The sequence below is a fragment of the Sphingomonas sp. genome (genome assembly GCF_042091075.1).
GTDB lineage: Bacteria > Pseudomonadota > Alphaproteobacteria > Sphingomonadales > Sphingomonadaceae > Sphingomonas.
Genome location: NZ_JBELIE010000097.1, coordinates 1 through 12,332 on the forward strand (window position 1 = coordinate 1; position 12,332 = coordinate 12,332).

General features: G+C 67.0%; 12 protein-coding genes and 1 tRNA gene. 5 read left to right on the forward strand and 8 right to left on the reverse strand.

The window, feature by feature from the left end; genetic code table 11:
- The coding region (locus ACFDSW_RS10660) for a zinc-dependent metalloprotease (protein WP_375250272.1) at window positions 1-2,365 on the forward strand (2,365 nt) is incomplete at its 5' end.
- On the opposite strand, the gene ACFDSW_RS10665 is transcribed toward ACFDSW_RS10660, so the two are convergent.
- On the reverse strand, window positions 2,310-3,266 hold the full coding sequence (locus ACFDSW_RS10665; RefSeq protein ID WP_375250273.1) for a LysR family transcriptional regulator: 957 nt from the start codon (window positions 3,264-3,266) through the stop codon (window positions 2,310-2,312). The two genes, ACFDSW_RS10660 and ACFDSW_RS10665, sit on opposite strands and share 56 nt — an antisense overlap.
- A 93-nt stretch (window positions 3,267-3,359) precedes the next feature.
- On the opposite strand from ACFDSW_RS10665, the gene ACFDSW_RS10670 reads away from it, so the two are divergent.
- Complete coding sequence (locus tag ACFDSW_RS10670) at window positions 3,360-3,749, forward strand: nuclear transport factor 2 family protein (RefSeq protein ID WP_375250274.1); 390 nt, start codon at window positions 3,360-3,362, stop codon at window positions 3,747-3,749.
- A gap of 41 nt (window positions 3,750-3,790) precedes the next feature.
- Complete coding sequence (locus ACFDSW_RS10675; RefSeq protein ID WP_375250275.1) at window positions 3,791-3,961, forward strand: NIPSNAP family protein; 171 nt, start codon at window positions 3,791-3,793, stop codon at window positions 3,959-3,961.
- A gap of 304 nt (window positions 3,962-4,265) precedes the next feature.
- Here ACFDSW_RS10675 and ACFDSW_RS10680 read toward each other — a convergent pair.
- Window positions 4,266-4,355, reverse strand: a tRNA-Ser gene (locus ACFDSW_RS10680).
- A 172-nt stretch (window positions 4,356-4,527) separates the two neighbouring features.
- Here ACFDSW_RS10680 and ACFDSW_RS10685 point away from each other — a divergent pair.
- Entirely contained in the window at window positions 4,528-5,307 is a 780-nt protein-coding gene (locus ACFDSW_RS10685) for a DUF1134 domain-containing protein (protein WP_375250276.1), read from the forward strand.
- A 97-nt stretch (window positions 5,308-5,404) separates the two neighbouring features.
- On the opposite strand, the gene ACFDSW_RS10690 is transcribed toward ACFDSW_RS10685, so the two are convergent.
- Complete coding sequence (locus tag ACFDSW_RS10690; protein WP_375250282.1) at window positions 5,405-6,739, reverse strand: dihydroorotase; 1,335 nt, start codon at window positions 6,737-6,739, stop codon at window positions 5,405-5,407.
- A gap of 53 nt (window positions 6,740-6,792) precedes the next feature.
- Here ACFDSW_RS10690 and ACFDSW_RS10695 point away from each other — a divergent pair, with 53 nt between their 5' ends.
- On the forward strand, window positions 6,793-7,530 hold the full coding sequence (locus ACFDSW_RS10695; RefSeq protein WP_375250277.1) for a YgfZ/GcvT domain-containing protein: 738 nt from the start codon (window positions 6,793-6,795) through the stop codon (window positions 7,528-7,530).
- Window positions 7,531-7,533: 3 nt separating this feature from the next.
- On the opposite strand, the gene ACFDSW_RS10700 is transcribed toward ACFDSW_RS10695, so the two are convergent.
- The 5 genes from ACFDSW_RS10700 to ACFDSW_RS10720 form a co-directional block, all read right to left on the reverse strand.
- On the reverse strand, window positions 7,534-8,079 hold the full coding sequence (locus ACFDSW_RS10700; RefSeq protein WP_375250278.1) for a VOC family protein: 546 nt from the start codon (window positions 8,077-8,079) through the stop codon (window positions 7,534-7,536).
- Between the two features lie 30 nt (window positions 8,080-8,109).
- Window positions 8,110-9,231 carry an OmpA family protein gene (locus ACFDSW_RS10705; RefSeq protein WP_375250283.1) on the reverse strand — a complete coding sequence of 374 codons (1,122 nt, stop codon included), beginning with the start codon at window positions 9,229-9,231 and terminating at the stop codon, window positions 8,110-8,112.
- A gap of 130 nt (window positions 9,232-9,361) precedes the next feature.
- A complete protein-coding gene (locus ACFDSW_RS10710; RefSeq protein ID WP_375250279.1) occupies window positions 9,362-9,862 on the reverse strand; it encodes a DUF2793 domain-containing protein in 501 nt (166 codons plus the stop codon).
- Between the two features lie 10 nt (window positions 9,863-9,872).
- Complete coding sequence (locus ACFDSW_RS10715; protein WP_375250280.1) at window positions 9,873-11,765, reverse strand: phage tail protein; 1,893 nt, start codon at window positions 11,763-11,765, stop codon at window positions 9,873-9,875.
- Between the two features lie 192 nt (window positions 11,766-11,957).
- Window positions 11,958-12,332, reverse strand: a 375-nt coding sequence (locus ACFDSW_RS10720; RefSeq protein WP_375250281.1) for a hypothetical protein, incomplete at its 5' end; no start/stop codon positions are given.

Here is a 12,332-nt window from a genome sequence, read left to right on the forward strand (position 1 = left end):
CGCCCGCGCCGCCCCCGCGTCGCTCGCTCAACGCACTGTGCCGGCGGTCGCGCCCGCAGCAACGCAGACCCTGCTTCCGCTCAAGGTCGAGCGTGACAGCGGCAAGGTGCTCGTCACGCTCCCCGCCCCCGACAGTGATGGCGTTTCGGGGCGCTTCCTCTACGCGACCGCGCTAAAGACCGGACTGGGCTCGGCGCCGATCCGGATCGACCACGGCATGGTCGGCGACACCCAATTGCTCGCCTTTCGCCGGCTCGGCAAAAAGGTCGCGGTGGTGTTCGAGAACCCGCGCTATCGCTCTTCGGGCGACGCGCTCGAGCAGAGCGGCGCGCGCGCGGACTTTCCATTCAGCACCATCGCCCTGCTGGATGTGACCGCGGCCGCTCCCGACGGCGCGGTGACGGTCGACCTCGCCCCTCTCCTGCTGTGCGACACGATGCGGTTGGCCGACAAGCTCAATGCAGAGGCCAGAGGCTTCAAGCTGATCGGCTCGCTCAGCGCGGTCGACCCCGACTCGGTCAAGGTCTTTCCCGACAATATCGAAATGGAGGCAGTGCAGACCTACGCCTCGGACACGCCGGGCAAGGAGGTCGACATGATCGCCCCCGACGGACGGCAGGTGAGTTTCACTGTTCACCACTCCCTGGTGCGCCTGCCCGCCCCCGGCTTCGTGCCGCGCCGCTTCGACATCCGCTCGGGTACTTTCGCCACCCCGGTCTATGAGTTCAACACCCCGCTGGGCGCCCCGGTGTTCCAGCAATATGCCAACCATTTCCGCCTGGAGAAGCTCGATCCCGGCGCGGCGCGCTCACGCGTGCGCAAGCCGATCGTCTTCTACATCGACAACAAGGCACCCGAGCCGATCCGCACCGCGCTCGCCGAGGGGGTCGCCTGGTGGAACCAGGCGTTCGACGCGGCCGGCTATATCGACGCCTTCCAGGTGCGCGTGCTGCCCGCCGGCGCCGACCCACAGGACGTGCGCTACAACATGGTCAATTGGAACGAGCGCCAGACGCGCAGCTGGTCCTATGGCGGCGGCGTCATCGACCCACGCACTGGCGAGATCATCAAAGGCAATGTCGTGCTTGAGGGGTTGCGGCTGCGCCAGGATATCTGGATTTTCGAAGGGCTGGTCGGCACCGCGGAGGAAAACAAGGGGACCGCGAACGATCCGGTTCGCGTCGCGCTGGCGCGGATTCGCCAGCTCGGTGCGCATGAGGTGGGGCACGCGCTCGGCTTCGCGCACAATTTCGCCGCCAGCACGCAGGGCCGTACCTCGGTGATGGACTATCCCTTCGCCAAGATCGCGCTTAACGGCGACGCGATCGATCTTGGCGATGCTTATGCCAGCGGCATCGGCACATGGGACAAGTTTACGGTCGACTGGCTCTATGGCCAGCCCGCCGCGGGCACCGATCCCGATCTTGCCGCCACGGCCAAGGCGGACGCGGCGCAACGCGCGGGCCTGCGCTATCTCACCGATATCGACGGGCGCGATTCGAGCCTGGCAGTGCCGGGCGACAGCATGTGGACCGAGGGCACGGACTCGCCCGCGGATCTCGATCATGTGATGGCGGTTCGCCGCGTCGCGCTGGCGCGCTTCGGCCCAGGCGTGCTCCACGCCGGCGCGCCGCTTGCCGACCTGCGACGCAGCTTCGTGCCGGTGTGGCTGTTCCACCGCTACGCCGTCGCGGCGATCGGCAAGACGCTCGGCGGCGTCCACTACAGCTACGCCACTGTGGGCGATAGCGCCGCCCCGCCGGCCCGCGCGACCGCGGCGGAGCAGGGCGCGGCGCTCGACGCGCTGATGGCGACGCTTGCCCCCGCCGCACTCACCGTACCGCCCGCGCTGGCGCTCACGCTGTCGTCGGGGGTCAACGGCAATCCGGACCCGCAATATGACAGCGAAGTGTTCGCCACTGCGGGCGGCGCGGTCTTCGATCCCCTGGTCGCAACCGACGTGGCGGCGCAGGTGACGCTGGAAACCCTGCTCGCGCCATCGCGGCTCACCCGGCTCTACCTCCAGCACGCCGCCGACCCGGCGCTGCCGGGCGTGGAGACACTGCTCGACCGACTCGACCGCGACGTGGTGGCGCGCCACGACGACGTGGTCGCACAGCGCATCGCACTCCGCACCTTGCTGGCGATCGCGGCTGCAGCGCGAGCCACCGCGACTGGCACGGACGTCGCGCTGCGGCTCGACGCCGCACTGGCGGCGACGCGCGAGCGGCTCGCCCGCGACAAGCGCGACGCCTGGGCGCAGAGCGTGGCGCGGCTGCTGGGCGACGCCGACGCACTCGACCGCGCGCTCACCCCGACGTCACGCCTCGCCCCCGCGATTCCGCCGGGGATGCCGATCGGGTGACGGGCGAGCGATCCCGGTAGAGTTCGCCAAGGCGATCGCGAAGCCAGCGATGCGATGGGTCGGAATCGACCCGCGGATGCCATGCTGCCACCAACGTGAACGGGGATAGCGGCAAGGGTGGCTCGCCTAGCGCAAGATCGCGGGCGGAGGCGGTCAGCAAGCTAAGGGGCAGCGTGGCGACGAGATCGTCGGCTGCAACCGCCTCGATCGCGAGTAGGTAGCTTTGAACCGACAGCGCGACGCGTCGCCACCGACCTCGGTCAGCAAGAGCCCGGTCGACGAGACCCGTGAATCCGCCACCATCGCCCGAAACAAGAACGTGATCGCGGTTGCAATAATCGTCAAGGTCGACGGGGCACGCGCCACCAGGGCGCACTGCCACCACGAACCGGTCGCGAACGATCGTACGCACCATCAGCGCCGGCATTCGTGCAAATTGTGCCGGCGCGCCAAGCGCGAGATCGATACGCCCCTTCTCCAAATCACCAAGCCGCGCCGTATCGAACTGATGCAACGCGCACCGCACATCAGGTCCAGCCATTCGGCGTACGGCGCTCATCAACGGCAGACCCGCGATGGTCGCCGCGTTGTCGTTTGCCATGATGGAAAATATTCGCTCGGCGCGAGCTGCATCGAAGACGCGTCCGGCGACTGCGGCGTCGAGGTCCGCGAGAGCACCGCGCGCCGCGTCGGCGATGGCTCTCGCGCGGTCGGTTGCGACCAGGCCGCGCCGCCCGGCCGCAGCCACGAGCAAGGGATCGTCGAGAACGACGCGTAGGCTTGCCAGCCGCGCGGACATGCGAGGCTGGCTGATGCCCACCCGCTTTGCCGCCTGGCTGACACTCTCTTCTTCGACCAGCGCAACAAGCGACGGCAGCAATGGCAGAAGGGTATCGTTCATCCGCATGACGAATACCGAACATACGCGCCATGTTGTTGCCGGATCAACCTATGGCTTCCTACCTTGACGGAGCACCATTTCGGGAGCTCAATCATGATGACGGCGGAAGACCTGGCCAAAGAATTTCACACCGCCCTGGTCGCGCGCGATTGGCCCGCAATGCGGTCGCTTTTCCATGACGACGCAAGCTGGACCCTGCCCGGGGACAACGCGATCTCGGGAACGGCCGCTGGCGCCGATGCGGTCGTGGAACGAGCCCGTTTGATTGCCAGCTATGGGTTGTCGTTCAAGCTTGAGCATATTCTGCTTAGCCGCGACAACATGGCCCTCGCTCTTCACAACACGGCTGAGCGTAACGGCATCCGCCTGGACGAGAAGCTGGCTACCGTGTGCCGGCTGCGCGACGGGCGTATTGCAGCGATTGAGACGTTTCTGTCCGATGTTCCCGGGATGGACCGCTTTTTTGCGCGCGATTTAGCGTAGGCATTTTCGCGCGAATCCCGGCGGCGTGAACCTATCATCTCGTGCCGGGCGGATTACCGGCACCCCTGAAGGGCTGGGAAGAGGCGATCGGTCCCGCCCATCGCTACACCGATCACCTTGTCACCGCGATGTATGCGCTCGATGGCGACGCCAGGATCGTCCATCTTTGGGGCTTCGCGAGCGTCGAGGAGCGCAACAACCTGCGACGATAACATTATGCCTCGGGACTTTGGCCCCCGCGGGGAGGGCCCGAGAATATCGCCCATGCTTCTTCCACCCTTGCGTTCGCCGAGACGGGCTACCCCATTCGCTAGGGCTCAGCCGGCACTGGCGCTGGCCAAGGATAGTTGCAATGAGCTTTCCCATCGCACCACATTCCAAATTACCCCACTCTTGACCCACACATTTCGCGGAATGGCGCCGGACCACGTGGAATTCAGCGGAACGTAGAAACCGCCAATTTCTCCGCACCTATAGCGTTTTGAGGGGGTTCGCGAGCCCCGAAGGGCGCATAGATGGCGGAGACGGAGGGATTCGAACCCTCGGTACGGTTTCCCGTACGACGCTTTAGCAAAGCGTTGGTTTCAGCCACTCACCCACGTCTCCGGGTCGGCGTGAGGCGCGGCTATAACGGGGGTGGGGCTCGCGATCAACCGGGTCCCGTCATTTCCGCCCGGCGCGGGCAGGACTCGCATCGTCGCGCCGTTCATTGCGGGGACAGCGAGTGCCGGACTAAGGTGTCGCGTTGGGTGTGGGGACGATCTTCATGATACGCAGGATGCGAATAGCCCGGTGGGCAACGGTGCGGTCGGGAACCTGGACGGCGGCCTTCGCCGCGGCGGCGATGGTCGTCGCGCCGGTAGCGGCGCAGGTGCGGACGATCGACCCCAATGCGGGGATCGATGCGGACGTCGGCGGCACGACGCCGCAGCCGCGCGTCACTGTCCCGCCGGCACCGGCCCCGGCCTATCCGGACGAACCCGCCCCGCAGGAACAAACGCCCGCTCCTTCACCCACGCCCCCGGCGCCGGTCACCGGCGCGGAGGCGCGGGCCAACGCGACCACCGCAGCGGCCGCCACCTACAAGCGCGATGATCTGATCGCCGCGGGCGAGGGCGTGTTCGGCAAGGGGGCGGAAGGCTTCGGGCAGATCATCGAGAAGATCCTGAAGGATCAGGGCGAACCCAACGCCTATATCGCGGGGCGGGAGGCATCGGGCGCCTTCGTGGTCGGGCTGCGCTACGGCTCGGGTGTGATGACGCACAAGGTGGAGGGCCAGCGCCCGGTCTATTGGACGGGCCCATCGGTCGGCTTCGACGTCGGCGGCGATGCGAACAAGGTTTTCGTGCTGGTCTATAACCTGTATGATTCGCAGGAACTGTTCCATCGCTTCCCCGGTGCGGAGGGGCGGCTGTATTTCATCGGCGGTTTCGCGGCGACCTATCTGCGACGCGGCAATATCGTGCTGATCCCGGTGCGGCTGGGCGTTGGCTGGCGGGCGGGCGTGAACGTCGGCTATATGAAGTTCACCGAAACATCGAAGTGGTTGCCCTTCTGAGCGATCGAGGTGATGCCCCGGCGCCGCGCCTCCCGGGCGAGTAACGGGAGGCGCCAGGTCAGTGCCGCGGGTGCGGCGCAATCCTGGCGCGGGTCGATCAGCGACCGCCCGGAAATTGCGTCGCTTCAAAGCGCATCGGCGCACCCTTGGGCCGCTCGCCCAGCGTATCTTCCCACATCGCGACATGACCGCGCACGATCGTGCCGATCGGTTTACCGGTCAACGTCATGCCCGTGAACGGCGACCAGCCGGCGCGGGAAGCCAGCCAGCGGTCCTCGACCGTCCACTGCTTGCGCAGGTCGACGATCGTGAAGTCCGCGTCATAGCCGCGCGCGATGCGGCCCTTGCCGACCAGATTGAAGACGCGCTGCGCGCCCGCGCTGGTCAGCTCGATCACCCGCTGCAAGGACAGTCGTCCATGGGCAGCATGGTCGAGCAGCAGCGGTAGCAAGGTTTGCACGCCCGGCATGCCGCTGGGGCTTGCGGGATAGGGTTTTCCCTTTTCCTCCAGGGTATGCGGTGCGTGGTCCGAGCCGATGACGTCGGGCACACCCTGGTTCAGCCAGTGCCACAGGCCGTCGCGGTGCGCGCCGGACCGGATCGGCGGGTTCATCTGCGCCAGCGTGCCCAGCCGCGGATAGGCTTCCTCGCCGGCCAGCGTGAGATGCTGCGGCGTCACTTCGCACGTGGCGATATCCTTATTCTCTCCCAGCAGCGCGAGTTCGGCGGGGGTCGTGACGTGAAGAACATGGATGCGCCGCCGCGCCGCGCGGGCCAGCCGCAGGATGCGGCGCGTCGCCAGCAGCGCGCTTTCATCGTCGCGCCACACCGGATGCGACGATGGATCCCCCGTCACACGCTGGTCCGCGCGCGCGTTCATCCGGTCCTCGTCCTCGGCATGGATCGCGACGCGACGCTGCCCGTGCGCCAGCACTTCGGCGAGCCGCGCATCCTCGCTGACCAGCAGATCACCCGTCGACGCGCCCATGAAGATCTTCACACCCGCGGTGCCGGGCAATCGTTCCAGTTCGGCGAGCTCGCGTGCATTGTGATTGGTCGCGCCGACGTAAAAGGCATGATCGCACCACATCCGCCCCCGGGCGCGCGTCAGCTTGTCTTCGATCGCGGCGGCGGAATCGGTATTGGGCTTCGTGTTCGGCATCTCGAACACCCCGACGACACCGCCCATCACGGCGGCTTCGCTGCCGGTGGCGAGGTCTTCCTTATGCTCCAGCCCCGGCTCGCGGAAATGCACTTGCGTGTCGATCACGCCGGGCAGGATATCGAGCCCCGTACAGTCGATCACGCGCCCGGCATCGCCGCCGCTGGTCAACTCAACGATGCGGCCTTCGATAACGCCGACATTCGCCGTCACCGGCCCACCGGGCGTGTGTACCGTGCCGCCGCGCAACAGGAGATCGTAGCTGGCCATCGTCCGCCTTTCCGGGTCTTTCGTCATGTCGCCCGCCTCCCTACCTTGCCGGGATGGACGAGACCACCCTGGGAACGATGCTGTCCGACCGCGCGATCCTTCGCCTGTCGGGCGGGGATGTGCGCGGCTTTCTGCAGGGGCTGCTGACCAATGACGTCGGCGGCGCGTTGCCCGTGTGGGCGGGTCTGCTGACGCCGCAGGGCAAGGCGTTGTGGGATATGATCGTCTGGGCCGATGGTGATGATATCCTGCTCGATGTCGAAGCGTCACAGCGCGAGGCGCTGGCGCGGCGCCTCGGCATGTACCGATTGCGTCGCGCGATCACGATCACGCCGGATGATACGCTTGCGATCCATTGGTCCCCGACGGAAGCGCCCCACCCCGCCGTACCCGATCCCCGCCTTCCCGCGCTCGGCTGGCGCTGGTTTGGGAAACCCGCCGCGCCGGCATGCGGCTGGGTGGCGCATCGCCTGTCATTGGGCGTGGCCGAGGGGGTGGCGGAGCTGGGCGACGGCGAAACCTTGTGGCTGGAATGCAATGCCGACGCCCTCCACGGCGTCAGCTATACCAAGGGCTGCTATGTCGGGCAGGAAAACACCGCGCGGATGCATCATCGCGACAAGATCGCACGCCGCCTCGTCGTCGCACCGCTGAACCAGGACGAACCGAAGATCCGCCAGCCGCATCCCGATCTCGGTGTGATGGTCGCGTTGCGCCGGGTCGATCAACTTGGCGACGCCGTCCGCCCGGCGTGGTTTCCGGCGGCATTGGGTGGCGATCCGGACCAGTGATGATCAGCTCCGCGCCGACACATCAGCGCGCCCCTCTTCGTTAAGCCAGAGGCCCGGTGTGGCGAGTTCGACGACATGGCCGTCGGGATCGTCGAAGTAGATGCTGTAGCCGCCGCGCGGCCAATGCACTTCCGAACGAATCTCGATCTGATGCGCCTGAAGCCGGTCTCGCCATGCGTCCCGCTGGTCTGCGGCAATCGCGAAAGCCAGATGCAGCGGACCGCTGCCATCATGGCCCGGAATGAAGCCGTTCGGTCCCGGCATATCGTCGCGGGATTCACCGCGGGCGAACACCAGCAGCACACCCCCGCCACCGACATCGAACGCATGCAGGCGATCGGTTTCCAGCATCGGCGTGAATCCCATCACCTCGCGATAGAAACGCACCGCGCGATCGACGTCATCGACGTAGATCGATGATTCCAGCAGACCGGCAGTACGTGGCTGTTCGGGCATGGGCCGCTCCTTTGGCGGAACAACGCCCGACAGCGCGACGGGGACGCAGCGTCGATACGGAGACAAAGAAAAAGGGAGGCTGGCGAACGCCAACCTCCCTCCATTCTTTCGAGGCAATCAGCCTTACTGACCCGAACCCGGGCCGTAGGTGATTTCCACGCGACGGTTCTGCACTTCGCGGACGCCATCGGCGGTCTCGACGCGCGGACGGCTCTCGCCGAACGCTTCGGTCGAAATCACGCTCTCCGGGATCGCCTTCGACGTGAGGTACGCCTTCACGGCGTCCGCACGGCGCTGCGACAGGCCGACGTTGTAGCTGGCCGAGCCCGAGCGGTCCGCGTGGCCCGCCAGCATGACCTGGGCGCCATTGCAGTTCTGGTACTGCGTAACCGCGTTGTCGAGGATCGACGCTGCTTCCGGCGTGATGTCCGACTTGTCCCATTCGAAGAAGACAATGAACGGACCCGGCGAGCAGACCACTTCCGGCGGCGGCGGCGGCGGCGGCGGGGGCGGAGGGGGCGGCGGCGGCGGCGGCGGCGGAGCAGCCTCCTCCGGAGCACCGAAGTTGTACGTCACGCCACCCAGCAGGCTGTGCGAACGGAAACGACCGTCATACGAGCTGCCACGCGCGTCCAGCAGACGAACGTTGTCGGCATTGAAGAAGCGATACTTCAGCGAAACGTCGATGTTGTCGCTCAGCGGCGCCCGGATGCCCGCCAGCGCCTGCCAGGCGAACACGGTGTCCGAGTCGTCAAGCAGACGATACGAGTTGGTCGGGTCGATGCGCGCCTTGACGCGGGCAACACCCGCACCGCCGCCGACAAAGCCCTGCAGGCCGTCGTCCGGACCGAAGTCCAGCAAGCCGTTGACCATGAAGCTCAGCGCCGAAGTACGGCCACCGAAGTTCGTGTAGTTGCCGGCAGGCAGCTGAGCAGTCCCCGACACCGGCACCGCCGCACCGTTGGTGCGATAGGCGTCGACAGTCGCCGAACGATAGCCAACTTCGGTTTCCAGGCGGAACGCACCGAAGTCGTAGCCGATGACGCCATCGACGTCATAGCCGTAATCGTGATCGACAGTGCCCGTGCCCGAGCGCGTGGTTGCGGTCCCGACGATCGAATAGTCGATGTCCTCGACGATCATCGCCCCGCCTTCAACGCCTACATACCAGGCCTTGTCGCGCGCAAGCGCTGGCGTGGCGAGGGCGGTGGAGGCAAGCGCCATGATCATGGCAAGCTTACGCATCATAATCCCCTTTCCATGGTGTCACTACGGACAGCGCAAACTCACTATCGGAAGGATGGTTTCCCGACAAGCAGACAAAAACAGCCCGGTGTGACACACAAGACACACCATCAATCGTGGAATTTCAGCGTCAGACGGCCACCAAACCGTGCGTTCGGAGCGCCGACAGGACCGCATCGAGCGTCGCGCGCGCCTCCATGTCGATGGTCGAACCGCCGGTCGGCGCGGCAATCGCCGGCGCTTGCGGGCCGACGACCTGAACGCCGTCGATCGACAATATGCGCCCGCGAACGACACCTGCCTCCCACCCGGACGATGTCCGCACCACCGTCGCGAGCGAGGTCGCATCGCGCGCGCTCCACCCCGGCTGCGGGGTCAGGAACCGCCAGCCCGCATTTGTCCAGCCGGCCAGTCGATCCGGCTGGCCCGCCCAGTCTCCCTGCGGATCTGGCCCGGTGATCCAGCATTGTCCGGCTACCGGCTGTGGGGGCGGTGCGTCCACGCCCATGCCCTGCACCACGGGCTGGGCCGCGATATCAAGCAGCGCCAGCGCCTCATTATGCGTCATTTCCTTTTGCGCCTGTGCCGCATCCAGCAGCGGTAACGACAATCGCGGGGTCTGTTCCGTCATTGCGAGATCCTTAGATTTCTAAAATAGTTGCTGGCGACACACCGTTGGTGCCCTGTTGCCGAACCGACACAATCGCGCCTGTCGGCAGGGCGGCGACGCTCAGCGCCGCGCGATCGCTCGCCTCGGTTCGCTCGCCACCTTGCGGGGTCGTGGTCACGATCCGATACGCCTCCCGCTCCTCGCCGAGGGGCACATCGGCGCCGTCCTGCCAGCGCCAACCCAGCCGGCTGCGCCTGACCCACTGGAGCTGCGCGCCCTGCGCCGTGTCGACATGTCGAAGCCGGATCGGCGCAAGCGGCAGGATCGATCGACCGTCGAGCGTCAACCGCGCCTCGACCGGCCCGGCCACGTCGCCCACTCCGCTCGCCAGCCATCGCAGGCGTTCACCCGGCCGCGTGAACGCCATCGGCAGCACCCGCATCGCGTGACGCTCGATCAGTTCGAAACGCTCGCCCGCGACATGCGCCGCCGGTGCCGTGCCGCGCCGTGCCCGCCATAGCAGCGACACACGCCAGCGCGCGGACGCGATCCGCTCGGCATCGCGGAACTGGACGAGTTCGTCCCCGATCAGCGCCATATTGGCCCCGCGATCGAGCGCCTCCGGCGTCACCGACGACAGGCCCATCCCGTCATGCGCCAGCGTCACCTCGATCCGGCTGATACGATCCTCCACCGCCGCGCCGACCGCGCCGCATCCGGTCGCCAGCCTGCCGATCACCGCGGGGGCGGCCATCGCGCCGGCACGCTCCCAATGATGGCCATCGTCGCGGCTGAACAGCACTGCCGCCCGGCGCCAGCCGGGGGTGGTTCCGGCCACGAACACCGTCACCTCCGGCAGGGTCGCCAGCCGATCGTCGAGCGGCGGCAACTCCGCCACCTCGATCAAGGTTTGCCCTGCGGGCAGATCCGGCGCCACCACCGCGCGCCCGGCATCGGCCGCCAGAGTCACCTCGATCGCCGGCTTCGCCGGGACCAGCTCCACCGTCACCGCCATGCCGTCCACGCTGGCGCGCGTCACCCGCCATGCGCCGCGCTCACGCGGGAAGGCGACGCTGTCGCCGGGGGCGATCCCCAGCGCGGTGACGTCGAGCGTCACGGTGCGCGTCACGCGCTCCCGCTCCGCCCGCGCCATCGTGGCGGTGGCGAGCCGGCGTGCCGTCGCGGCTTCCAGCACCACCGGCAGATCGATCGAATCGTCGCGCCATCCCGCACCGGCGCGCCGTACCTGCTGCACGCCGATCTGATAGTCCCGGGCCATGTCGTAATAGGATATCGCCAGCGTACGCGCGACGCCCTCCACCGGGCTGCGCCGCTCCCTGGTCGCAGCATCCGCGTCCAGCGGCAGCGGCGTCGCCGGCATGCGATCGTTCAGCGCCATCCCGCCACCACGCGGCGTCACCCACCCGCCGCACATCCGGGCCAGCATCTCGATCACCGCGCCGGCATTGTCGCCGGAGGCGGCGAAGCCGGGCACGCTCGCGACCGGCCCGTCCCCCGTCATCACGCCCCCACCGATATCGCGGGCGACCGCGCCGATCGACGGCGGCTCGTCGTCCGCCACCACTTCGAAGGTCAGCGATGGCAGGCGGTTGCCGAAATCCGCCAGCGGCAGATGTTCGAACACGACATAGGCCAGACCGCGATGCGCGGGCGGGTTCGCCTCCAGGCTGTCGATCAGCGGGTCGGGCGGCTGATCCTCGTCGCCGCGATGCACACGGAATCCGGTGCTCACCTTCCAGTCGCCGGCGGCCCCACGGATCAAATTGCCGTCCGCCCAGATTCGCCGGATCTCGCGGATCGGGCGGGTCGAGAGCGCGACCGCGAACGACGCCGCATAATCGTATAGCGTCGTCGACGGCTGCCCTTTTCCGCCGCCCTCTTCATGGCTCGTTGTAAGCCGCATCTAGCCACTGCAAAACGGCGCAGGTGGTATCAGCGACTTAGCCCGTAAGCTCTGCAAGCGATCCGGCCGGTTTGCAGTCGTAAGACGCTCGGACCGCTTTCGAATGAACATTTAAGCGCTGCAAAGCATGCCTGATCGCGGCCAACCCTCCGACCAAGTCACTCAAGTCTCACGTGAACCAGCAGAACCGGCTCAAGAACCGTGCGACGTGTCCGCCCGTCTTTGCGAGGGCAGCGTCCAGTCCAACCGCGCGAGGACGTCCTGCGTTACCTGCTCGTCACCATCATCGATCGCCCTCAACGCCGCGTCCTCGAGTAGCTGCGCGACCTCACCGACCAACCCTTCCGACATCTCGTTGAGGAGACCGGCCAGGCTCGGGTGCTTCAGGTTCGACGCACGCGCGAGCGGGATGTCCCGCTCCAGTGCAGCCAGAACGCCCTGGAAATCGTCGCCGTTTTCGACCGGGCCGACATGCACCTCGCGGAACCGGGTGCTCATCTCCCGGTCGGCATAGAGAGCGCTCCTCGCCGCGTGCGTCCCGGCGCAGATGAAGGTGAAGATCGGAAG